Here is a 23,511-nt window from a genome sequence, read left to right as displayed (position 1 = left end):
TTTAACAAATTATCATTTTCACTGTATTATAATAAGAATCATCGGCCTGCTACCGGCTTCATCCCTCTCATATGGAAGGGATGAAGCCGGTAGCAGGCTTGGTCAAGGAGTGGAAATCAATGGATTTAAAAAGTTTTATAGACGCCGCTGCGGGTAGAAAAAAAGCCGATATGGTCTTTAGAAACGGCAAAATTATAAATGTATTTACCGGAGAAATTCTGGAAAATACCCTGGCGATCAAGGATGGAAAGATACTGGGGTACGGAGCCTATGAGGGAGAGATTGAAATTGATTTAAAGGGATCCTATATTTCTCCCGGATTCATTGATGCTCATGTGCATATCGAGTCATCCCTGACCACTCCAGAGCACTTTGCTTCCCTGGTCGTCCCCCGGGGGACAACAACGGTAGTGGCAGATCCTCATGAAATAGCCAATGTTGCAGGATTGGAAGGTATCCGTTATATGCTGAATGCTTCAGAGGGTCTGCCTCTGGAATGTTTTTTTATGCTCCCTTCCTGTGTGCCCGCCACTCTCTTTGAAAATGCGGGGGCCAAATTATCCGCCTCGGATCTGGCACAACTGGCTGGTGAACCCCGTGTCCTGGGATTGGGTGAAATGATGGATTATCCCTCTCTGATCGCCGGTGATCCTGCTGTTCTGGAGAAGATGCAGATGGCCCTGGATAGAGGCATGCTCATCGACGGTCATGCTCCCATGGTGGACCGGAAGGAGCTGAATGCCTATATCGGTGCCGGTGTGGGAACAGACCATGAGTGTTCTACCCCCGAAGAGATGCGTTCCCGCCTCAGGAGGGGGATGTATGTGCTGATCCGGGAGGGTTCAGCCGCCCGGAATCTGAAAAATCTGATCAATGGTGTCAAGTCATACAACCTTAGACGCTGTGCTTTTTGTACGGATGACAAACAGCCCGAGGACATCCTGAAAGACGGACATATCAACTATAACATCAGGGAGGCAATAGACCTGGGGATGGACCCTGTCTGGGCCATACAGATGGCGACTCTCAATCCGTCTGAATGCTACAATCTGAAGGGTAAGGGCGCCCTGGCTCCTGGGTATGATGCGGATATTGTTATTCTGGAGGATTTAAAATCCATCCATGTCAGGCAGGTTTATAAGAAGGGTGTTCTCGTTGCAGAAAATGAGAAGCCTCTTTTTTCTCAGTCCTCCCGACTGACAGAAGCTGTGTTGAATACGGTAAAGGTCCGCACGATTAAGTCGGAAGACTTCAGACTGTTCCTGGAAACCGATGTGGTCCGGGTGATCCGCATCTTGCCTCATTCTCTGGTCACCGAGCATGCGATCCGGAAAGTCGAGAGAGATGAGGGAAATTTGTTTCAAATCCATCCCGACCTGGATATTCTGAAGATAGCCGTCATTGAACGGCATGGCGGTAAAGGAACTATCGGTCTGGGACTGGTTGAAAACTACCGATTGAGGGGGGGCGCCGTGGCATCATCCATCGGCCATGATTCTCATAACCTGATTGTTCTCGGTGACAATGATGATGATATGGCCCTGGCTGTGAATGCTCTGGCTGCCTCGGGCGGAGGTCTCGCCGTGGCCGCCGGCGGGAAACTAGCTGGGCTTTTACCCCTGCCTATCGGAGGGCTCATGTCGGACTTGCCGGCAGAAGAGGTCAGCGCCTCTTTGAAGGAACTTCTGAATACCGCCGTCCACACTCTGGGAGTCAACAAGGATGTGGATCCTTTCATGACCCTGGCGTTTATGGCTCTCCCTGTTATTCCTGAGCTGAAACTCACCGATGAAGGTCTCTTTGATGTGACAAAATTTGAGTTTGTTGATCTTTGTGTCAAGTAAGAGATACTAAATCATGCCATCCAGGTTGGTGGTATAGGGATCTGCGAAATCATTGTCAAACCAGAGAGATAACTCCCGAAGGGCGCTCTCTGGAGAATCCGAGGCATGAACGATGTTGTTGATCACACCCTTGAGTTCGGGGCTCCTTGTATAACCCATGTGGGCAAAATCTCCGCGGATCGTGCCCGGAGCCGCCGTTCTTGGTTCGGTATCTCCGTTGAGTTTCCGGACAACTTCTATGGCGTGTGCCCCTTCCAGGGCAATGGCCATAGAAGGACCCGAGAGGAGGAGGTCTACAAGGGGGGCAAAGAAGCTTTTACCCCTATGTTCTTCATAGTGCTTTTCCGCTTTCTTGCGACTGGGTGAGACTAGTTTAGACCCTACAATCACCAGGCCTGCTCTTTCATAACGATGAAAGACCTGTCCTATGAGTCCCCGTTTTACACCATCTGGTTTAATCAGTACAAATGTTCTTTCCCACGTCATCAAATCAAGTATAGATAGGGGGGCGAGGCGGGTCAAGGATGGGTTTTGATAATGCCAAAATGAAGACTATGCTTTGAGGTGCCGATAATAGAGCAACCCCGGAGGATATATGACCCGCAAGAATGATGTCCGCTGTGCCATCACAGGATTAGGCCGCATCGGTGTGACACTGGAAAATGACCCTCTAAGAGAAAAACCTGCCAGTCATCTGGGAGCCATTGAGTATAACCAGGAGACCACTCTTGTGGCGGGAGCCGATCCGGATGAATCAAGAAGGAAGGCTTTTCAGCAGAATCTGCCGGATTGCGAAGTCTTCTCTGATTTTGATGCCATGATTGATGCGGTGCATCCGGATATTCTGCATATCGCCTCAGACACGGATAGTCATGTCACAATCCTCAAGAAGGCTCTGACCGCGAAAGTTCCTATGATTGTCTGTGAAAAACCGCTCTCCAACTCCCTCGAGGAAGCCAGGTCCATCCTGTCTCTCATTGAGAGTTCCGACTCTGTGGTTCTTGTCAACCATGAGAGGCGCTTTTCAAGGGATTACCAGGAGGTCCGGGGCTTGATCAGGGATAAGGCTTTCGGAAAGCTCTTGAGTATTAATGCCCGGTTGTATATGGGAAAAGCCAGAGAGGTTTCAAAGAACCTTTATCATGACGGTACTCATATGCTGGATATCCTTCGCTTTCTGACAGATCAGGATCTGGAGATCCTCCATTGTGAGGGGAATCCCTACAAGGAAGGAGGGCAGATGATTGTATTGGCCCGGGGGGGGGGAATCAACATTGTTCTGGATGTGTCGGGACGACGGGACCATCTGGTTTTTGAGCTGGATTTGAGTTTTGAGCGGGGAAGGATCAGAATCGGAAACGGTGTGTATGAGCTGTGGAGCTCAGAAGAGTCTCCCTATTATACGGGCTTCCGCTCCTTGACCTGCAGTACCTCCGGCTGGAAGGGGCGGACCGCCTACTTTTCGGCCATGATGAATCATGCTCTTGATCTGTACAAGAATCCCGGAAGAAAATGTGAATCCTCCTACCGGGATGGATTAAAGGTCCAGGAACTGATTGACCGCATACTCAGGGACTATCCTCAAGAATAGCTATAAAATTACCATCAGGGAGAGACTCCCAGCTCTTCGGCTGTATAAGGCATCAGATAGAGAGCTTCTCCCTCTTCATATTCACTCAAGGATTGATACATCATCATCAGATTTTTCAGATCTTCAGGCAGGGGCGATTCTGTCTTGATTCTACCGAGAAAGGGCTCTGTCACCATGCGTTCCAGGAATCCGGGATTCCGCCCCGGGACTATTTCGATCAACCTGAGTTCATTCTCTGTCTGGATCAGCTCTTTCATAACCCCAAAGGCCGTCGTTAAACCACCATTGATATCGACAAGTCCCCGCTCTCTGGCCTGGGTTCCCGTCCAGATACGGCCCCGGGCCGATTCATCTACTTCTTCAATAGATAATTCTCTGTATTCACTCACCAGAGTGATGAACTGGTCATAGATCGCGGCAATATATTCCCTGATCTGCTCCTCTTCATCCCTGGTCAGTGGTTTCAGGATATTCCCGGTTTCGGCATTCTCGGCGGTTTTAACCGTATCCACGGCTATGCCGATTTTTTCCATCAGTCCCGAGATTTCAGGAAGGATGGTAATGACCCCGATGGATCCGGTGATACTGGCAGGAGAAGCTATAATCCGTGAGGCAGGTACGGCCATATAATACCCGCCTGACGCGGCGGCTCCACCCATGGAGACAACGACCGGTTTCGGATGTTCTCCCATCCGGCAAAGAGCGACTTCCCGGGCTATCAGGTCGGATGCCAGGGATGAGCCCCCTTCCGAGTTCACCCTGAGGATGATTCCTTTCACCAGAGGATTCCGGCGGGCGTTGCGGATGGCCCTTACCATGGAATCGGAACCAATGGAGCTCCCCGCTGTTCCTTCTCCCCTGGTAATCCCGCCGATGGCATAGATCACGGCGATGACAGGCTGCCCTGCTTCATCCCAGTCGTAGTCCATATTTCCTGTTGATAAGGATGCCTTGAAAACATTCAGTTTGCGCTCTTTCATGACTGCATCAAACTCATCTTCGTAAGTCAGTCTATCCACCAGTCCCATCGCCAGGGCCTGGGAGGCATGAATGAAGGGTCCCCGGTCGATGAGAGACTGGGCCGTGTCTGTTAATCTACTTCCCCTTCCCTCTTTGATCATGCGGATCATTTCGGTATGAAGTCCATCGTACAGATACTGAAGAGCTTCCCTCTCCTCATCTGTCATACCGGATTCGGAGAAGCTGTTGTAGGCGGTCTTATATTCATGAGATCTGAAGTTATGAACCTTGATTCCCCATTGATCAAAGAAATCCTTCAGGTAGAAGTTGGTGACAGAGAAACCCTGGAGGAACACAGATCCTGCGGGGTTCAGATATAGCTCATCGGCTACAGAAGCCACCAGGGAGTAGGGCAGGTTGTCTATGGAATCATAGTAGAAGTAGATCTTTTTCCCCGACTCCTTGACTTCCTTCAGGATCTCTTCGATTTCAAGAAGGTTTGCAAAATTGGTTTTGAATTCCTGGTTTTTAAAAATTATAGCTTTGGCTGTGGTGTCTTTTTTGATCTTTTCCATATCCAGAATAAAATCGGCCAAAGAGCGCAGCTCCTTCCGGGGGAACTCCGATGAATATCTCCCTGTGGGAGCATCCAGGATAACTCCGGCAAGATCATACTCAATGGCTTTATGGAGGGAGTGTTCCATTAAGCTCCTTTGTTTTTTAAAGGATGAAAGGGCCTGGAAGGTCCCGTCTTTCCAGGCTCTGTCACCAGAGGCATCCATTGCAGATCCGACTTCCAGATAGGAGAATGAGAGTCGGACTCCCAGCTGAAACACTTCTTTTTCAAAGTTGTAATCACTGAATATCTTAACCCCGTCGGTTGGTTCCACAAAGGCTCCAAGACTGACCTCCTGCCACTGGGAGTCCTCGATACGGGCATCTCCGGACAGGGTGAAACGGGAGGCAAGTTTCTTGCTGAAAAACAGAGGTCTGAATCCGAAACCCAGCTCTGTAGAGGCTTGATTATTTAGATCCACACCTTTGACTGCCAATGAAATAGAATTGCTGGGCCTGATCATAAAGGAAAGGCCCAGTCCCCCCCCCTTCTGTTCGGTGGAATCTTTATACCACTGATAACTGATTCCCCCGTAACTGCCGGGAGCCAGTCGGAATCCGCTGGCTATTAAATGCTTATCAGTTCCGTAGAAGTTTCCGTAACTGTAGGCCAAATTTCCCAGGGAGAAGAGGAGATCGTAATCGTTCAGAAATCCCTGGTCTGTGGAATAACGGTTGATATAGGCGAACCCGCCGGAGTTTCCCACACCCATTGCAGCAGGATTGATGAGAGCTGACAGAACCTGATCCTCTACGGCAATACCGAAATTCTGGGCTCTCAGCGGGGAAAGGACAATTAAGAATAAAAAAATAATTTTCAAGAATTGTTTCATACCTTCCAGTATGATTCCTGAAGGAGGAAGGATCAACAATGAACAGGCGGAATTTTAAAAAAGGTTTTCAGGTTGTCCTTGAATGCCTCATGAAGTTCCCCGATGGGGATGTCGAGGATTCTGGATGCCGCCTGCAGGACATCTTGAATCTGGATCGCCCGGGGGGGCTGGTCAAAGAGCCAGTGCCATGCGGGAGGATTGTCTGTTTCGGCCAGAAGTAGGTTTAGAGGAATCTGAGAAATGATCCGGTTAGTGACTGGTTCGGTCAGTAGGACCGGGGAGACCGTGAAAAAGCATCCCAGGGCCTGGAATGCTTTCAGCTGTTCATCGCTGCCGTCAAACCAGTGGATTAGAATCGAGGGGGGAGTCCATTTTTTTAACAGGGTCAGAATCCTGTCTTCTGCACCCTTTGTGTGAAGGGTCACAGGCTTATTATGTTTTACAGCCAGTTTGAGCTGAGCTTCCAGCAGTTCTGACTGCTTCTCCCAGGTCGCCTCGGGAGGTGCCCAGAGAGAATCCATTCCAATCTCACTGATCTGATGAGCCATTTTATAAACCTCTTCCAGGGATTCAAGATCTTCCAGATCATAGATTCCGGCTTTCCAGGGGTGAATCCCAGCGGCTGTTAAAATCCAGGGACAGGAACGGTTCAGAGAGAATGACTCCTGGATAGAATCAGGATCTGTGGCCGAGCTGAGGGTCAGTATCCGATGTTCAAAGACTTCCTTCAGCATGCCAGTCCTGTTTTCTCCCTGATAATGATCCGAATGAGTATGGGCGTCTATGAAGGAGCAGTCATTGATTAGATTGGTGAGATTTTTCAGGTTCATCCAATTACACTTAGAAATGGTATATTAAAATTCTTGAGTTCCGGTTCATGTTGTAATGAGCCTTCTTTTCTTCAGGAAGATCCGATATTCCGGCCGGTTCAAAGCCCAGGGTCTGGAACCAGTCAGAGGTTTGTGTTGTCAATACCAGGACTTTTTTCAAACCCTGTTCTTCGGCATGCTCCAGAAGATAAGAGACAATTTTCCCGCCGATCTTGAGATGAATAAATTTCTGGTCTACCGCCAGGGCTGCAATTTCACCCAGGTCATCACTGTATCGGTGCAGGGCGCCGCAGCCGTGGATGATGCCGTCCATGGAGTACACTACAAAATCGTCAATTTTATCTTCAAGGTCTTTCCGGGTTCGGGGGACAAGAATCCCCTTCTCAACAAAGGGTTTCATCAGGATAAGGACACTGGAGATGTCCTTCGTCTTCATGTTTCTGATCCGCTCATAGATGTTGGTATAGATCATGGTACCGATACCCAGGTTGGAGAAAATTTCCTTGAGCACCGCACCGTCGCTCCGGCCATCCAGGATATGCACTCTGTTAACACCACCCTCGCAGGCGGCAAGAGCCGCCCGGACTTTGGTCATTTGATTGTTTTCTGGATTTTCCTTTATAAGATCAGCCGCCTGTGACAGGGACATTTTGGATATCCGCCCCTCTTCGGACTGGGGCATCTCTGGGGGGATGTTGCAGTTTTCGGAATTTAGCACGGCGTCTGATCCAATAAAGAACAACTTGGAAGCCCTGAGTTCTATGGCTATGATCTTAGCCAGTTCGTCGGAGGAAATATTGTAGGGGTCTCCGTTGGCACTCCATCCAATGCAGGGAAAAATCGGGATGTGCCCTTCCCGGAGGAGGGTCTCAATGGCATCGGCTTTGATCTTGTCTACCCGCCCGGTACACTGAAAGTCTATTCCATTGACAACCCCCAGGGCTCTGGCCTTGACCCAGTTGCCAATGACCGAGGGAATGTCGTAACCCGACAGCTGGGTCATTACCTTGTTGGATACATCAAAGGCAGCCATTTTGATAAATGGAATGGCTTCATCAGAGGAAATTCTGACTCCATCAACGCTTTTATAGGGAATCTTGTACTGATTCAGGATCTCATCGATCCTGTCGTGGGCTCCGGGAATGATGACAAATCGGATGCCGTTCTGGTGAAGGAGGGACAGGTCACGGACCAGGACAGAAAAATAATTGTGGTCGATGATGGAGCTGTCAATTTTGATGACAAAGAGGGAATCCTTAAAACGCCGGTTATAAGAGAATACTTCTCTTATAAGGTCTACATGTTCTCTTAATTGACTCTTGTCCATGAATGCTCCTCTCATAAGAGTATCGGCTCCTACTATGAATATTCTGTATTAAAATTCCCGGGTATTATAACGGTATTTAAAGTCCTTTTTCCTTTACTTGCGGGGAAATTACATTACAGGGTATAGTGAAGCCAGGTCAAAGGAGAATGGAACAGCATGGCAGATGAAAAACTGAGCGAAGTGGAAAAATTCTGGAAAAAGCGGGAAGAAAAGCTGGGAGCTAAGATTGAATTTTATAGCTATGCCACCCTTATCGGTGAATGCGGCTCCGGGAAAATGAACGGCCGCGGTGGTCTTTTCTATGTCGTCGCGGACCGGGTTTACTTTGAAGACTTTGAAAGACAGAATGCTCTGATGGCCATGTTCAACAGAAAAGACAGCGACTATGAAAAGACAGAGATCTCCTTCCTCCTGTCGGATATAAAAAGCATGCGGAAGATCTCCGAAAAATGGGGGAAAGCCTGCATTTCCGAAGGATCTCTTTCCGAAAAGATTCCCGAGCTGAAAGGTTTCATGACTTTTTTCACCCGGGGATATTCAATAATTTTCCTGAAGGACCGTTCTCCTCTGGTTCTTGAAATCATGGAAGATGAAGCCTTTAAAAAATATATTCCCGATAATTAGTTTATATACTATAAAAATAAATTAATAATTTTTTTTATTGCATAAAATTGTACAAACTGAGAATATAATCTAAAAATGAATGTTCTAGTCCCTGTTCTGTCTCTATTATCCTGGTTCTCCATTTGGCTCATGGCTTTCCTTGATCCTTCCAAGACTCTGCCCATTTTAATAACAGTGAATTCAGTTTATATCATTAGTTTTTTTTCTCTTCTGCTGGAATACATGCTGCCATTCATTGTACTGAGACAACGAAAGAATTACTTCTTCATCCTGTCCTACTTTGTCTGCCTCACTATTCAATTGGGAATGGCATATTGGGCCGGTGCATTTATACATCGTGATTTTTACACAAATCATGCACAGATTCTGGTTCTCTATATCATTATTTTTATTATTCAAATAGATCGATTATCAATGATCAGGAAGAGGGCTTTGGTATATCGCCTCATATCCATTTTTTCTCATACCATCTTTATCCTCTGGAATTTTTGGCTCTTTATGATGTTCTTTGCTATTGTGTCCAGAGCTGAACCACGATGGATAGAATCCAGTGTCTATAACATTCTCAATCTCATCATAGGACTGGCATTACTTGGTGCCACCCTTTGGTTGAATGCCCACGCAAAAAGCAGAATAAGAATCATTCATGATAAAGTATTTCTGAATCAGAGGGACATCAGTTCTATCCTCAGCCCACAGGAAAATAGTATTATTCTCGCCTTTTTGAGATCCCACCAAAATAGCCTGAACTGCTGGGAACTGTCGCTTGTGCTCCGCACGAGTGATACTGAAGATGAATCAAATCATCCTCATTGCAAAGACTGTGTTGAGGGATTCTGGAAAGCCACATCCTGCTCCACTTATAGGAATTATAAAAACAGAATCAAAGATGTTAAAAAGTACCTGGAACTGTCTCAAATCGGGACGATTGTTCCTGTTTCTGAGAATCCCAGAGAAATCAAAGAGGCAGGCTGGGTTCTTCGCTTTTTTGATGATGTCGGTTTGGAAAAAATGCCTCGTCTGTCCCATCTTTTCGAGCACGTTCCCGAATAATACCTTCTTTTCAAAGTTGGTAGCTCTATAATAAACGGAACTCTATTCTGAAAAGGATTTACTGATGAAAAAAAAGATAATATTCATATGTACCCTCGTTTTCATTCTCTCTGCCTGTAAAGAGCCAGAAAGTTATTCAATTAATTATAATTCAAACGAAGCTGATTCAGGTAGTGTACCCATTGATAACAAAGCCTACTCCCAGGATGATCAGGCAATAGTACTTGGTAATTCGGGAAATCTTATGAAGACAGGTTCCAATTATTCAGGATGGAACACTAATCCTGACGGAAGCGGAACTTCCTATAAAGCAGGTGATACTATAACAGTGCAGAATGAGCACTTAACATTATATACGGATTGGATTTCTGCAGGGTCGGTCTGGAATGAAAGTGTATTACCCAGCTCTTCCGGGTGGAAAGCTGTAACATATGGTGATGGGAGATTTGTTGCTGTCTCTACCAACGGAGGAGCGGCCGCAGTATCAATTGATGGTGTGAATTGGACTGGAAGTACGATTCCTGTAGATACTGACTGGAAATCGATTGCCTACGGCAATGGGGTTTTTGTAACAATCGCTGGTGATGATGCATCCTCTAACAGCACGGACGCTGCGACTTCACCTGATGGTATTCACTGGACAATGCGAACTTTACCTGTCGCTGCAAACTGGTGCCCTATCATTTTTGCAGATGATTTATTCGTTACTTTAGCTCAGAATTCTACGACTGCTTTAACTTCCACTGATGGAGTGACCTGGACACTATGTACCATGCCTTCTGCTGATTATTGGTGCTCTATTGCCTTTGGAAATGGATTATTTACTGCTGTTGCTCACAATAGTGCAGTAGCAGCAACTTCTCCTGATGGTATCAACTGGACATCGAGAACTATACCGGTACCCGGGATTTCTATAACATTTGGAAATGGTTTATTCAATGTTGTATCATTCAACAGAGATTCTGCTGCAGTCTCATCTGATGGTATCAGCTGGACAACGACAAGCATGCCTTCCTTGGCGAAATGGTGTTCCATTACATATGGAAATGGTATTTTTGTTTCGATTGCCGGTGATTCGGTAACAAAAGATAGTACTACAGCAGCCACTTCAGTGGATGGTTTGAATTGGACGGCAAGGAGCTTGCCTGTCCCTGCTAACTGGAGTTCTGTCACTTATGGAAACAACACTTTTGTTGCAGTCGCCGCATGGATGAACTCTTCTCCCAGTACCGTAGCCGCTACATCTCCCTGATATCCTGCTCTGGAAACTCAGAGCGGACAGCAAAGTTATAAAAAACCCGTATCCATGAAAGATACGGGTTTTTTTCAGCCCTTGAAATCCCTCAAATAATTTAAAAGACTTTCAATCTGGTATTTACCGATAAGGAACTCCGGGGGATAGCCGTCTATGCTGACAGCGTAATAGTCCTGGTCATATTCGTAGCACTCGGCAGTTGTCTTGCCGGGAGTTTGATCATTACCTGTATAAGTCACAGTGAATTGAGCAGGCCCTGATGGAGTGAAATCTCCAGGAATTTCACCCTCAAATAGGAGGTAGAGGATTTCCTGATACATCTTCTTGAAGGGATCTTCTTCAACACTTTCACCCTGAAAAGTAAAGACTCCCGTCTCATCATCCAGAAACAAAATGCCTCCCACCCAGCTCTCTGTGGGTGTATCAACACGCACTTCTTTTACACTGTCGATGCCTATGAGCCGCATAAAGCGGTCGGACATCTCAAGAGGCGATACATTGATTAAAGTGAGGGCTTCCGAGGGGAGGGTGACGATTCCGGCCACGTGACTGACCCGGCAGAAATAGTCTCCCTCGGCAGACTTGTTTCCCACCTGGATGTTGACTTCATTTCCTGTGGAATCCAACATGTAGATCTCTGCGGCCTGATCGTTCAGACCTGTATCCTTATCCGTGTCATCCGGGTAGAAACTGACAATCCGGTAGTTCTGAGCCAGAGCTTCCATAGACTTTGAGTAGGTCTGAGTGTTAACCGCCACCGGTCTTCTATAGGGTTTCACCATGACCAGAGGACTCAATGTGCTGGATAAGACTTCATATGGAAAGTAGGGCACGATGTCTATCGTTCTTTCTGAGCTGATTGTCAGGCGTTTCAGTTCCTGAAAGTTGACAGGGGGTAGAGTTCTGTCCCGCAGCAGGTCCATGGAGTTTAACAGGGACGTGGCGAGGTAGGAGGAGAGAAGGTATACCGAGCGTTCCCCCTCTCTCAGAGAATAAAAACCGCTTTTCGAAGGGTTGCTGTTTCCGACTTTGACGATGGTTTTACTTCCATCCCTCTTCTCCAATGTCAGCAATCCCCTGGGATTCGTCAAGCCGTACCGGTCCAGATCACTGCTGTCTTTTTCGATGAGTTCACTACTTCTCAGGTTCATCAGAGCGTAGGTCAATCCGGCAGCAGCCTGCTGATCCAGGATTATTCCGGAGGCACCTTTTACTTCAATCCCCTGTTCGCCCAGGATGAGGGTGTAGGCTCCCATGGTATTTTCAATTGTCACTGACTTCAGTTCCTCCTCAGAGACTTCACTGAGGATATAGCTTTCTCTGGGAGCTGCCGGGATCTCCTGATTCAGTTCCTCCGGCTTTGAAAGAAGCTGCGTTAAACCGTAAACCCCGCTCAAAAGGATAAGGGACGCCAATGCCAGAAGAAGCTGTTTCTTCTTTTTCAAAGGTGCTTCCTCCTGTAAAGGACCACAGAGGCGCCGATGATAATCAACAAGGGGATGAGGAGAACACATATCGCCCCATAGATCCAGGCCTGCAGAGCGTTAATCTGTACCGGGAGTCTGAAGAGACTCTTGCTGGGGATATTCATGGATTCTTCCTGGTCGCTCAGCCAGTTCAGGCTATTGAGGAAGAACTCGATATTGGCCTTAATCTGCCCCAGGCCGGGCAGGGCAGACAGGGACTGTCCGCTAGACAGGAGGATGATCCGGGCACCATCTTCCTTGCCTGTATCCCGGTTTGTTTCGGCCAGGGAGGCGGCAACTGTAATGGGGCCGGGGATGTCCCCCGCCATTCTAAACTCGGATGGGTTATTCAAATCAGTCCGGAGCCAGCTGCTGTTGGAAGAGTTCAGCAGAGAGGTGAATTTGAGGTTTCTTTTTCTGATCTCTGTCTCCTGGATACCCATGGCAGTCGAGACAAAGGCATCCAGATTGTTTTCTCTGAGAGAGTCGGTAACCGGGTTCTCTTCAGCCATGCGGGGAGAAAAAACTATGGGGTTATTCCCCATGCCCGGAAGGAGCCTGTTGGTATCTTTTTCCATCACGACACCAGGGGTTATCATCAGATTAAAGCGGCCCAGGAGAGCATCCATATTCCTCATGTCCACTCCTGATAGATCCCGGGAGAGAAAGAGGGCTCCCCCCTTTTCAAGGTATGAGCCCAGAGCATCAGATTCTTTTTCTGTCAGGTCCCGCTGGGGTGACAGAATGACCACAACTTCGGCATCATCGGGAACCGTGCCTACCTTCAGAAGGTTGAGTATTTTTATAGAATAATTAGCCTTGGAAACCACATCCTGAAGGTTCAGTTTAGCCAGAGTCAGTTCATTGTGCCCCTCCAGTATGTAAATTCTGGGTTCCCTGCCGCTGATGACATAGGCCAGGGCTGAGGTGACTCTCTGTTCGGCAGTCATTCCCAGAACCTGGGGCTGACCCTGCTGGCTGTAGCTGATGCTATAGAGGTCGATGCGGTCGATCACTCTGGAATAGGCTCCCGAGACAACGATAACACTTCCGTTGGTGATGGACTGACCCTCCTCGGAGTACTGGGAAATCAGAGTGGGATTCCTGTCGGGATCCACCAGTTCCAGACTGATTTTGGACGAAGCTCCGGCATAGCGTTCCAGGACCTCCATAATGTCTTTTGGTTCCTGACCCGGTTTGGACAACAGGTAGATCATGACTTCCTGGTCCAGGCTTTTCACCAGGTTTGTTGTCTGGTCTGTCAGGGAAAAAAGCTTCTTTCTGGTCATGTCCCATTGGGCGGGGATGTTCTGAACAACAAGGTTGAGCAGGATCAGTCCAGCCAAAACGGCAACCGTTGTTATCGCGGCCATACCGGCATGACGGGCTTTAAAATTCAGTTTTATTTTCATTGATGTCTCCAAATCCTACGGAGGCTGATTTACAGCCTCCGTGGTTCACTTTCATATGGCCTAAGGGTCCAAATCCTACAGAGGCTGATTTACAGCCTCTGTGGTTTTCTTTCATAGGACCTAAGGGTCCACATCCTACGAAGGCTGATTTACAGCCTCCGTGGTTCACTTTCATAGGACCTAAGGGTTAGCTCCATCTCTGTTTTTCAATTTTCTGGGTTGTCAAAAACAGAAAAAACCCGGAAAAGGAGAGGTAATAAATCAGGGCATCCAGTTTCAGGATTCCCATGGGGAAGTCGGAAAAACGTTTTGTCAGGGAGAACCAGGACAGAGTTTTGCCGATGAGATTGATGTATAGGTCTTTGTTGATCAGATAGATCAGGGTGATGATCAATAAACCGGCAAGGACGGGTAAAACCGCCGCAGGTATATTCTGAGTGGCACTATACATCCAGAAGGCGGCCAGCCCTGTGATGATCAGCGCAAAGAGGACTCCCGACAGGATACTGACGGGCATAAAGCCGCCTATAAAGTCAATAATCCAGGTGATAATGAGCATGCAGAACGTCAGGATGGCCGCTCCGGCCTGACTGTCTGTCAGGCTGGAAATATAAATTCCCACCGCGATAAAGGAGCAGCCCAGCAGAAAGAAGCCTATGTAGGTTCCCATGATCTGAGCCGTATCCATTCTGGTATGAAAAGACAAAAGCAGGGGGTAGAGTCCGGTGATGATCAGGGTCATAAGGAACAGGGTTCCTGCGGCAAGGAATTTACCGGCCACGATCATGGAAGTTGACTGGGGGGCGGTCATCAGGAGCTGATCGGTTTTCTGCCTTTTCTCTTCACTGAATATTTTCATGGTCAAAAGAGGAACAACCAGCAGAAATATCATGATCAGTCCCGACAGAAAGGCTGAATAGTCAGAGTTCATCGAAAAGATATTTCCCGTGGTGAAGAGTATCCCTGAGATAAGAAGGAACACTCCCATAAAAATATATCCCACCGAGGTTGTAAAGTAGGTTAACAGTTCTTTGCGAAATACTGCCAGCATTATTTTTCTTCTCCTTCAACGGTTGTCAGGTTCAGGAAGATTTCTTCCAGAGATATGTCCATGGGGCGCATTTGAAGGATGGGGCAGCGTTGAGCCGCCAGGGCGAAGAATACATCTTCCCTTATGTCTGCATCTCTACCGGCCTCCACGACCACCTTCAGGACTCCCTCCTCACGGGAGGGTGCCAGGATGATATCTTTCAGGAATCCAAGGCCTTCCAGGGCTCCCCGGATGTTGCTTTCCTGGCCTTTTACTCTCAGATGCAGCTTATGCATGCCAGCCATATTCTTTGCCAGGTTTTCCGGTGTATCCGAGGCAACGATGTCTCCCTTGCTGATGATCAGAACTCTGTCGCAGACGGCGGAGATCTCGGGCAGGATATGGGAACTCAGGACGATGGTATGATCTTCACTCAGTTCCTTGATCAGGTTTCTTATTTCAATGATCTGCTTGGGATCCAGACCGACTGTGGGTTCATCCAGGATGAGAAGTTGGGGGTTTCCCAGAAGAGCCTGAGCCAGTCCTACCCTCTGTTTGTATCCCTTGGATAGATTTTTGATCAGTCTACCCCGGACATCGCTTATCTTAACAAGTTCGGAGATACGATCCATGTCCTGACGCAATTCAGGTTTTGTTATTTTCTTCAGTTGGCCGGCAAACTTCAGATACTCGTTGACCGTCATATCCATATAGAGGGGCGGGTGTTCTGGAAGGTACCCGATCTTGCCTCTTGTTTTTTCAGGATCATCCAGGATGTTTTCACCATCCACCAGTATGAATCCGTCCGAAGGGGCGGTGTATCCTGTGATCATATTCATTGTTGTGGATTTTCCGGCTCCATTGGGACCCAGAAATCCTATGATCTCTCCTTTTGCAATTTCAAAGTTGATCTTGTTGACTGCAGTATGCTTTCCATAGCGTTTTGTTAAATCAATCGCTTTGATCAATGTTCTCCTCCTGGAGGGTTGTTTCATTTTATAAAAAATGCTCATAAATGCCACCGGGAGACAGTGGAGATAGAGCTCTGGAATTGTAACATCAGAATCACAGGCTGACAAGGAAAGGGGACTTTCCAGACCTTCAAAAATAAGAAACCGCTCACCCGAGGGGAGAGCGGCCGGATATTCAAAAAAATTATTCTTAAAAAGTCAGGATTTCATCATAAATATTTTTAATCCTTCCTGAGGAAATTTTCTTTTCACTTCCTGAACGGCTTCTTTAATCTGCTCCGCTTCTTTTTTCTTACAGTACACTATGATGACGACATTCTCTTCCGGCCAGATATGGTCTCCCATCTTAGGGTCCGAACGGCCCACACCGTGGGCGCTGGGAATCTTGGTGTAATGTTTGACAACCTGATGGTGTGCAAATGCTTCAAAGAGGTCCGCTTCTATGGACTGATTCACTATGATTTCTACCCTGGTCAAATTGTTTCCTCCAGTAAAGGTCTGTTGATGAAGTCTTCAGAATCACTGCATTCTGACACATTGTTCTGATGTTTTCTGTTGAATAGTGCGTAGAGTACGGGAACAAGAAAGAGAGTCAGTATGGTACTCATGGTCAATCCACCTACGACGGTCTGACCGAAGGGTTGTACCAGTTCGGATCCCTGTCCTTTGGAAAAAGCCATGGGCAGCATTCCCAATACGGTTGTCAGGGTCGTCATCAGAACCGGGCGGAGTCTGTTTCCTCCTGCTTCGATACAGGCATCTCTGATACAAAGTCCCCGTCCCCTGAGGATATTGGTATAATCCACCATGACGATACCGTTGTTGACGACGATTCCCGCCAGCATGATAACCCCGACAGCGGAGTACATGCTGATGGCTTCTCCCGTAAATTTATATATGAAAATAATTCCGATGGCCATCAGGGGAATGGTGAAGAAGATTATGAAAGGATCTTTCAGTGATTCAAACTGACTCGCCATGACACCGAATACCAGAGCCACCGCAATGATCATGATCACTATGAATTTCATCACATAGGATTGGATCTCCGCATAGTCTCCGTTAAAATCAATGATCACCGTCTCATCAGCCACAATGTTCTCCTTGATCATCTGGCGGACCTTGGGTTCCACCTCACTGGCGGCGAATCCAGGTTTAAGGCCTCCTGTGACATGGACCACCCGGGACTGATCCTCCCGGGCAATATCGACTGGTCCCGAGGTCTTTTCAATGCGGGCTACACTGGAAAGAGGAATCCTCTGATTCATGGAATTCATTATGAATATTTTTTCAAGGTCCGGTATGGAGCTGCGGTCCTGTTCTTCCAAAATGACCAGGATATCAAACTCATCTCCTCCCACCCTGTAGCGGGAGGCTGTTTTTCCATCCACATTGGCAGATATTTCATTGCCGATGGCGTAGATGCTTAATCCCAGAGAATAGGCTTTTTCCCTGTCTACGATGATTTCAGCCTGGGGGAGACCCTCTATCAGACTCACCTCCGGTTCTGTCACCTCAGGGATATCGTTTTTAAGCATCTCCTTAATCTCATTGGCTACCCTTCTGGCCTTATCCAGATCTTCGGTCTTGATGATGATGTCAATGGGTGAGGCTGAGCCTCCCATATTCATGGAACTGCCGAAACTGAATGTGGCCGACGGAAAGTTATCAAAATGGGCTCTCAGTTCTTCCTTGATTTCATCATTTGTCTCTGATCGGAGTTCATAGTCTTTGAGGGTGATCGTGAGTGTTCCTCTGCTGCTGTTGTCGGCGGCAAGGAAACCACCGGACCCCGTGGAGATGATGATATCTCTGGCGCTGTCAATTTCATCTTCTGTAATGATTGCCAGCTGATTCATATAGTCCTGGGTCAGATCCAACCGGGTTCCTACCGGCATGCTCAGGTTCAGTGTTATCGAATCTTCCTCACTGGTGGGCATGAAATTCATACCTATGGAGGGAAACATCATGATGCTGACAATAAAGAGTCCCAGAATCACGAGGATGGTAAGGAGCTTGTTGTCCAGGCAGGAGGCCAGGGCCCGTTTGTAGGCATTGTCCATTCCTGTGAAAAAGCCTTCCATCACGTTGTCTATTCCTCTCAGGAATTTCCATTTAAGAGGTTTCTGCTTACGGGTGTATATGGTCACATACTGGCTGGCCAGAACGGGAACCAGAGTAATGGCGATAAACAGGGAGGAAAGAAGGGCTATGATGATGGTAAAGGCCAGGTCCTGAAAGAGAACTCCGATCATTTCCAGCTCTTTTTTGAACATGATGACAGGCAGGAAAACACAGACTGTCGTCAGAGTGGAAGCCAAGATAGCCATAAACATTTCCTGGGATCCCAGGATAGCCGAGGGTTTGAGTTTCGCTCCTTTTTCTCTATACCGGAATATGTTCTCCAGGATGACGATGGAAGAATCCACTATCATCCCCACCCCCAGGGTCAGTCCAGCCAGGGTCATCAAGTTCAGGGTTAAACCGGCAAAGTACATAAACATGATGGTGATCAGCAGGGCTATGGGGATAGAAAGCCCGATGATCAGGGTGCTTTTTATGCTTCTGAGAAAGATAAAAAGAATAGCCATGGCCAGGATCGCCCCGGTAATAGCAGAATTGGTGACCTGATCCAGGGACCCTCTGATCATCTCCGTTGTGTTGTTGATAATGGAAACAGACATATCCTGGGGAAGGTTTTTATTGATCTGTTTCAGTTTGGCAATGACATTGTCTGCGGTCTCTATGGAGTTGACACCACTCTGTTTCTGTATGGAGATATACACTCCCGGTTCACCATTGATATAAACCGAATTCGTGGCATCTTTATACCCTTCGGTAACGGTGGCAATATCTCTCAGGCGTACTTCCTTGGTCACTCCCCCCGACATTTTATAGGAGATGACGGCATTGGATATCTCTTCCAGGCTCTTATACTCACCAGCCGTGCGGACCAGGTACTTTTTAGTTCCCTCTTCAACAGAACCGGCGCCAATCTGCATATTCTGACTAGACAGCATCTGGGCTACCTGGGTCAGGCTGAGATTATAGGCCTCCAATCTGTTCTGGGAGATTTCCACACGGACCACTTTTTCCCGTCCCCCCGTGATAAAAGTGGTGGCTACACCCGGGACCTGTTCCAGGTAGGGTTGAATCTGGTCTTCCGCAATGGTCCTTATTTCCTCAGGAGACCTGTTTCCGTTGATGACCAGGTCTATGATGGGCATCATGGCAGGATCAAATTTGAAAATCTGAGGGTTCGCCGCATCATCGGGAAGAAAGTCCTTGATAAACTCGAGTTTGTCCCGGACATCCTGAGCCGCCGCGGACAGGTCGGTATTCCAGTCAAACTCAAGAATAATCATGCTGAGCCCCTCGGAAGAGGTCGATGTTATTCTCTGTACATCCGAGACGTTTCCCATCTGCCCTTCCAGTGGGCGGGTCACCGTCTGTTCTATTTCTTCCGGTCCGGCACCAGTGTAGGATGTAAAAACAACCAGAATCGGAGGATTGATTTCAGGGTACAGGTCGATGGGGACCTGGGGAACGATATAGAGACCGAGGCCAATCAATATGGCAAATATGATGAGGACGGTCGTCGGTCTGTTGACTATGGTTTTGGTTATACTCATGGATTGTCCTTTACTTCAGGGGTTGAACGCTGCGGACTACTTTGACAGGAGCCATGTCATCCAGAAGGGTTTGACCCTGGAAAATGATTGTTTCTCCTGCTGAAAGACCCATCCTGATTTCTGATACGCCGTCGATGCGTATCCCTTCGCTGATCAATCTTTTAGAAACTTTCTCACCATCAAGAACGAAGACGAAGGTCTCACCGAAACGGCTCATGATGCAGTCGCTTGGAATCCGGACGATATCGTTTTTGACCTCGGTAATCAGGCTGATTTTGGCATACATTCCTGCCTTGATTCGTTTGTCCCGTTTGACAATATCCATCTTGATCTCCATCGTTCTTGAAACTTCATCCACTATAGGACTCAGCTCCATAACAACGGCTTCAAAGATTTCTCCTGGGTAGGATTCAAAGGCAAGCTGTGCCTTCATACCCATCTTTATCCTGGAGATGAACCGTTCGGGGATAAAGGTTCTGACCTGCAGGTTTGTCAGGTTTCCGATTCTGGCTACAGGTACTTGAGGGCTGATTGTCGCCCCGATATCAAAGGGCATACTGGTGACTGTTCCGCTCACGGTGGCCTTCACTGGGCTGGCTGTGTAGGACATACCCGGGCGGGATGGGTCTACTTCTGCAATCACCTGATTTTTGCTGACATAGTCACCCAGACCTACATTTAATCGGATCAGTTTTCCCGAAATATCTGAATAAACATCGACAGAACTGTCGGGAATTACATCACCGTTAACATTCAGAAGGTCCTTGATCTGACCGGATACAGCCTCGGTTGTTGTCACGGCAAAGGTTGTTTCCTTCTGCTCTTCTTCGGCCTGACCGGGACGTCCTGGAGCGCTCTCTTTCATTCCCAGAAAGGTGTAGGTTGCAAATCCGAGAATTCCGAGGAGCAGAACAATAAGAATAATACGGCCAAGGGTTATTTTTTTCTTTACTTCCGTTTTTACTTCGGATGTTTTGTTCTTACTCATTTCTCCTCCAGTATTTCCGAAATATCGTCACTGTTGATGGCATATTCCAGATCCAGTAGCTTGGTTTTATAATTGTATTTTTCACGGAGTACATTCTGGGAGGCACTCATCAGTTCAGACTGGGCTGTTTCAACATCCAGAAGTTCCCTGGTTCCCAAATTGTAGGCCTCTGTAGTGAGGTCAAAGGATTTTTTGGCCAGATCTACATTGAGGGTATAGGTGTCAATGGTATCGATGGAGTTCTGCAGGGTCATCACGAGGCTTCGGATTTCAATTTCGGCGAAATCGTAAATCTGCTGCCTCTGAAGCACCAGCTTCTGTATCTCCTTGTCAAGGTTCTCCAGGGTGACATCCGTACTCGACCCGGGAATATAACCGTCCAGAGGAATGCTCAGATTGAGTCCTATGGTTGCCGAGTCCTGCCAGACCTCCTGTTTCCAGTTGTCACCGTTGAGTCCGTCGGGGACTCTTGTACCCCAGGAGGAACTGAGGGTCAGCCAGGGAGTCCTTTCTGACTGAGATTGAAGCTTTCTTTTATTCTTGAGAGATTCAATGCTCTTGTTGATCTGGAGTACATCCATTCTTTTGGCACTGTATCTGTCAATCAGAGCATCCGCATCCAGTCTGTATAATGTTATCATATCCAGCCCTTCGGTCATTGCGAGTTCCACAGTCCCTGGGATTCCCAGGACAAGTTTGAAATTCATCAGAGCACTCCTGTAAGAGGTCAGGAGGCTGTTATACTCGGGTTTAGTATTTTCAACAGTCACCTGTGCTTTGAGCATGTCCAACTCTGAGATCAGACCGTTTTTATAATTCTCCCGGGCCTGTTCGTAGCGTTTCTGTGCCAGGGTAATATCCATCTGTTTGAGTTTCAGGTTGGCGTCCATGGTTATGATATTGAAGTATTTATTTCGCACATCCCGGTTTATCTTCTTCCGGGCATCCTCATAACTGAGTAGTCCCGCTTCATAGTCTATCTGGTACTGTTTTATACCCGTACCGACTCCCGCGTTGAGTCTGAGGTTGGCGGAAAGAGAACCCGAAACAGTCCATGTTTTATCATTCTGAACATACAGGGGATCCGGATCTGAAAGCAGTAGCTGGCTGTAGTTCATACCGCCCCCAGCGCTGATTTCAGGAACAAAGGCATTCCATGCCGTTTCTTTTGTTCTTTCCTTGATACTCAGACTCAGAGATTCACTCTGGAGGCTCAGGTTATTCTCCAGGGCCAGGGCAACCGCCGCATCGGCGGTGAGGTTTATCGTTTCCCCATGAATATTCAGAACCAATGAAATTAGTAGTGTGAGAAGAATAAATATTTTCTTCATAGAAAACTCCTTATGCTATCTTTTACATTTAACAGTTGTATTTAAACCCATAGGCTAAAAAGCCTAACCAATCAATAATTTTCCGAGTAAGAAATAGTTCATCCTCATTTCTTAAAATAACCCTCTCAATAAATATAAAAAAACTAAAAACCATCTGATATTCATAAACAGACAGAAGGGGTTTCAGTTTTTTTTCTTTGATCCCGTCTTCCAGAAAATCCAAAAATCCGGGTTGTAATGCCGGTTTCTCCACTTTATCAAAGACATCCCTGCTCATAAATTGCTTTATGATGATGAACGCCTGGGGTTTTTTAGGAAATAAAAGGCATTGCATTTCCAGATGAGCCAGAAGTTTATCTTCAAAACAATCCCTTGTGGATAAAAGCTGAGAATGATACTGCATATACTCTTTAACAAGAAGGTTCGTTGTTTGTGTCAGCATATCATCCTTATTTTTAAAATAATTATAGAGAGTACTTTTGGATATTCCAGCTTTTTCAGCAATAAGCTCCAAAGTCACCCCCTGAAAGCCCTTTTCCTGAATGACCTGTGTGACTGCCTGAATCAGGTTTTCCTGATTCAGCCTTACTCTGAAGGATCTGTATTCCATTGTATCCTGAAAGGAGCAGCCTTTTTCCGGCAGTCTGAATTTCTCTGTTGCCAGTCCATTTTCAATGACTTCTATTATCAGTTCAATTTTTTGGGAAGTATTTCTTTTCTTCTGGATGTGCTGAGTCTCTTGCCATCCCCATAAAAAAAAACAGAACATCATGATTAAATGGATAACCTTTTCGGGAACGTCCAGGGTATCCCTTATTTCTTCGAGGTTTTTCATGTTCTTTCCCAGCGATAATTTGTCCAGACGAAGTGTATTAAAGCTGTCAAAGTGAAGGTACCGGCGTCCCTGTGTCAGGGCTTGGGAAAGGTTGGATATAAAAAAACGAATTTTTTCTTCCTGAGGAACAGCCTTCAGTTTTCTAGTCATGTCCTGAAACCAGAGATTTTCAAGGGAGCTCACATAATCGGTCATGGAATCCAGCAGGTCTTCCTTGTTTTTGAAATAGCGGTACAAGGCCTGCTTTGTCATGTTGAGGTTTGTTGCCAGGGCGTTGAGAGATGTGGTTCTGTAATCATCCACCGACCAGACATCCAGAGCAGCTTCGATGATTGCTATTTTTTTAAGTTTTCTTTTTTCTTCTACTTTCATTTTTTTGTTTACGACCGTTCGTCAACAAAAATAATCATTTATATAAAATTGGTCAATTGGAAAAGTAGTTAGAATTAATGAATTCTTGTCAATTTTTAAATTTGTTGAGAAAAGAGTTCCAGCAGCTTCTGAAGAACAGTCTCCCGGTCGGCCTCGACGGCACATCCGGCAGCCTTGACATGACCACCTCCTCCGAGTTCTGAAGCAATGCGTCCCACATCAATACTGTTATTGGACCGCAAACCTATAATGCACAGGGTCGGGGATTCCTCCCTGATCAAGGCTACGGCTTCACAGCCGGCTATGCTCTGCAGGAGTTGATAGAGCTTGTCCGAGTCCCGGTCTTCTACGGCAAGCTCCTCACGGTCGTCCTTGTTTTCCCAGGAAATGATAATTTTGTCATCACAGTAAAAACGGGCCCGGTCCAGAAGACGGCCCATCAGACGCCTTGTGCTGAGCTCCCGGCCTCCATTGATGCGGCGAAAAACACCATTGGGAGAGGCTCCGTTATCCACCATCTCTGCCACACGGTTGAAAACCGG

General features: G+C 47.1%; 19 protein-coding genes. 5 read left to right on the top strand and 14 right to left on the bottom strand.

The features are described 5' to 3' along the window. Positions 1-119 precede the first annotated feature (119 nt). Positions 120-1,844, top strand: a complete 1,725-nt coding sequence (gene ade, locus PF479_RS20095) for an adenine deaminase (protein WP_298010745.1) — start codon at positions 120-122, stop codon at positions 1,842-1,844. Between the two features lie 6 nt (positions 1,845-1,850). Here the strand turns inward: ade and ndk are convergent, their stop codons facing one another. Then, entirely contained in the window at positions 1,851-2,330 is a 480-nt protein-coding gene (gene ndk / locus PF479_RS20090) for a nucleoside-diphosphate kinase (RefSeq protein ID WP_298010743.1), read from the bottom strand. 109 nt (positions 2,331-2,439) lie between these two features. Between ndk and PF479_RS20085 the strand changes: the two genes are divergently transcribed. Further along, positions 2,440-3,435 (top strand): Gfo/Idh/MocA family oxidoreductase, encoded by a 996-nt coding sequence (locus PF479_RS20085; protein ID WP_298010740.1) that lies wholly within the window; start codon positions 2,440-2,442, stop codon positions 3,433-3,435. A gap of 14 nt (positions 3,436-3,449) precedes the next feature. Here the strand turns inward: PF479_RS20085 and sppA are convergent, their stop codons facing one another. Genes sppA through argA form a run of 3 tightly spaced genes read right to left on the bottom strand, consistent with a single transcriptional unit; the run spans position 3,450 to position 8,015 of the window. Continuing rightward, on the bottom strand, positions 3,450-5,843 hold the full coding sequence (sppA, locus tag PF479_RS20080) for a signal peptide peptidase SppA (protein WP_298010737.1): 2,394 nt from the start codon (positions 5,841-5,843) through the stop codon (positions 3,450-3,452). Positions 5,844-5,875: 32 nt separating this feature from the next. Beyond that, the gene (locus PF479_RS20075) at positions 5,876-6,673 is read right to left on the bottom strand and encodes a TatD family hydrolase (RefSeq protein ID WP_298010735.1); all 798 of its coding nucleotides are present in this window, start codon (positions 6,671-6,673) and stop codon (positions 5,876-5,878) included. Between the two features lie 10 nt (positions 6,674-6,683). Further along, positions 6,684-8,015, bottom strand: coding sequence for an amino-acid N-acetyltransferase (gene argA / locus PF479_RS20070; protein ID WP_298010732.1), 1,332 nt, complete (start codon positions 8,013-8,015; stop codon positions 6,684-6,686). 141 nt (positions 8,016-8,156) lie between these two features. On the opposite strand from argA, the gene PF479_RS20065 reads away from it, so the two are divergent. The 3 genes from PF479_RS20065 to PF479_RS20055 all read left to right on the top strand — a co-directional run bounded on the left by PF479_RS20065 (position 8,157) and on the right by PF479_RS20055 (position 10,929). Then, positions 8,157-8,624, top strand: a complete 468-nt coding sequence (locus PF479_RS20065) for a hypothetical protein (protein ID WP_298010729.1) — start codon at positions 8,157-8,159, stop codon at positions 8,622-8,624. 75 nt (positions 8,625-8,699) lie between these two features. Continuing rightward, positions 8,700-9,677, top strand: a complete 978-nt coding sequence (locus PF479_RS20060; protein ID WP_298010726.1) for a hypothetical protein — start codon at positions 8,700-8,702, stop codon at positions 9,675-9,677. Between the two features lie 64 nt (positions 9,678-9,741). Next, on the top strand, positions 9,742-10,929 hold the full coding sequence (locus PF479_RS20055; RefSeq protein ID WP_298010724.1) for an InlB B-repeat-containing protein: 1,188 nt from the start codon (positions 9,742-9,744) through the stop codon (positions 10,927-10,929). 74 nt (positions 10,930-11,003) lie between these two features. On the opposite strand, the gene PF479_RS20050 is transcribed toward PF479_RS20055, so the two are convergent. The 10 genes from PF479_RS20050 to PF479_RS20005 form a co-directional block, all read right to left on the bottom strand. Further along, positions 11,004-12,377 (bottom strand): DUF4340 domain-containing protein, encoded by a 1,374-nt coding sequence (locus tag PF479_RS20050; protein WP_298010721.1) that lies wholly within the window; start codon positions 12,375-12,377, stop codon positions 11,004-11,006. After that, positions 12,374-13,810 carry a GldG family protein gene (locus PF479_RS20045; RefSeq protein ID WP_298010718.1) on the bottom strand — a complete coding sequence of 479 codons (1,437 nt, stop codon included), beginning with the start codon at positions 13,808-13,810 and terminating at the stop codon, positions 12,374-12,376. Before PF479_RS20045 ends, PF479_RS20050 begins: the two co-directional genes overlap by 4 nt. A gap of 187 nt (positions 13,811-13,997) precedes the next feature. After that, positions 13,998-14,861, bottom strand: a complete 864-nt coding sequence (locus PF479_RS20040) for an ABC transporter permease (protein WP_298010715.1) — start codon at positions 14,859-14,861, stop codon at positions 13,998-14,000. Beyond that, the gene (locus tag PF479_RS20035; RefSeq protein WP_298010712.1) at positions 14,861-15,808 is read right to left on the bottom strand and encodes an ABC transporter ATP-binding protein; all 948 of its coding nucleotides are present in this window, start codon (positions 15,806-15,808) and stop codon (positions 14,861-14,863) included. The genes PF479_RS20040 and PF479_RS20035 overlap by 1 nt, the downstream gene beginning before the upstream one ends. 201 nt (positions 15,809-16,009) lie before the next feature. After that, positions 16,010-16,288: a PG0541 family transporter-associated protein gene (locus PF479_RS20030; RefSeq protein WP_298010709.1), complete on the bottom strand. Its 279-nt coding sequence runs from the start codon at positions 16,286-16,288 to the stop codon at positions 16,010-16,012. Beyond that, positions 16,285-19,443 carry an efflux RND transporter permease subunit gene (locus PF479_RS20025; RefSeq protein ID WP_298010706.1) on the bottom strand — a complete coding sequence of 1,053 codons (3,159 nt, stop codon included), beginning with the start codon at positions 19,441-19,443 and terminating at the stop codon, positions 16,285-16,287. The genes PF479_RS20030 and PF479_RS20025 overlap by 4 nt, the downstream gene beginning before the upstream one ends. Before the next feature lie 10 nt (positions 19,444-19,453). Next, positions 19,454-20,431, bottom strand: coding sequence for an efflux RND transporter periplasmic adaptor subunit (locus tag PF479_RS20020; protein WP_298010703.1), 978 nt, complete (start codon positions 20,429-20,431; stop codon positions 19,454-19,456). Beyond that, on the bottom strand, positions 20,428-21,762 hold the full coding sequence (locus tag PF479_RS20015; protein ID WP_298010700.1) for a TolC family protein: 1,335 nt from the start codon (positions 21,760-21,762) through the stop codon (positions 20,428-20,430). Before PF479_RS20015 ends, PF479_RS20020 begins: the two co-directional genes overlap by 4 nt. A 28-nt stretch (positions 21,763-21,790) precedes the next feature. Continuing rightward, positions 21,791-22,969, bottom strand: coding sequence for a TetR/AcrR family transcriptional regulator (locus PF479_RS20010; RefSeq protein WP_298010697.1), 1,179 nt, complete (start codon positions 22,967-22,969; stop codon positions 21,791-21,793). A 95-nt stretch (positions 22,970-23,064) separates the two neighbouring features. After that, positions 23,065-23,511 (bottom strand): DHHA1 domain-containing protein (locus PF479_RS20005; protein ID WP_298010695.1); only part of this gene is annotated, 447 nt, incomplete at its 5' end.

Source organism: Oceanispirochaeta sp., from assembly GCF_027859075.1.
Lineage (GTDB): Bacteria > Spirochaetota > Spirochaetia > DSM-2461 > DSM-2461 > Oceanispirochaeta.
This window is presented reverse-complemented; position numbering and strand designations above follow the sequence as displayed.

Excerpts from the sequence above, each read along its gene's own strand:
- ade (WP_298010745.1), top strand. The coding sequence starts at position 120 with ATGGATTTAAAAAGTTTTATAGACGCCGCTGCGGGTAGAAAAAAAGCC.
- ndk (WP_298010743.1), bottom strand. The coding sequence starts at position 2,330 with ATGACGTGGGAAAGAACATTTGTACTGATTAAACCAGATGGTGTAAAA.
- PF479_RS20085 (WP_298010740.1), top strand. The coding sequence starts at position 2,440 with ATGACCCGCAAGAATGATGTCCGCTGTGCCATCACAGGATTAGGCCGC.
- sppA (WP_298010737.1), bottom strand. The coding sequence starts at position 5,843 with ATGAAACAATTCTTGAAAATTATTTTTTTATTCTTAATTGTCCTTTCC.
- PF479_RS20075 (WP_298010735.1), bottom strand. The coding sequence starts at position 6,673 with ATGAACCTGAAAAATCTCACCAATCTAATCAATGACTGCTCCTTCATA.
- argA (WP_298010732.1), bottom strand. The coding sequence starts at position 8,015 with ATGAGAGGAGCATTCATGGACAAGAGTCAATTAAGAGAACATGTAGAC.
- PF479_RS20065 (WP_298010729.1), top strand. The coding sequence starts at position 8,157 with ATGGCAGATGAAAAACTGAGCGAAGTGGAAAAATTCTGGAAAAAGCGG.
- PF479_RS20060 (WP_298010726.1), top strand. The coding sequence starts at position 8,700 with ATGAATGTTCTAGTCCCTGTTCTGTCTCTATTATCCTGGTTCTCCATT.
- PF479_RS20055 (WP_298010724.1), top strand. The coding sequence starts at position 9,742 with ATGAAAAAAAAGATAATATTCATATGTACCCTCGTTTTCATTCTCTCT.
- PF479_RS20045 (WP_298010718.1), bottom strand. The coding sequence starts at position 13,810 with ATGAAAATAAAACTGAATTTTAAAGCCCGTCATGCCGGTATGGCCGCG.
- PF479_RS20040 (WP_298010715.1), bottom strand. The coding sequence starts at position 14,861 with ATGCTGGCAGTATTTCGCAAAGAACTGTTAACCTACTTTACAACCTCG.
- PF479_RS20025 (WP_298010706.1), bottom strand. The coding sequence starts at position 19,443 with ATGAGTATAACCAAAACCATAGTCAACAGACCGACGACCGTCCTCATC.
- PF479_RS20020 (WP_298010703.1), bottom strand. The coding sequence starts at position 20,431 with ATGAGTAAGAACAAAACATCCGAAGTAAAAACGGAAGTAAAGAAAAAA.
- PF479_RS20015 (WP_298010700.1), bottom strand. The coding sequence starts at position 21,762 with ATGAAGAAAATATTTATTCTTCTCACACTACTAATTTCATTGGTTCTG.
- PF479_RS20010 (WP_298010697.1), bottom strand. The coding sequence starts at position 22,969 with ATGAAAGTAGAAGAAAAAAGAAAACTTAAAAAAATAGCAATCATCGAA.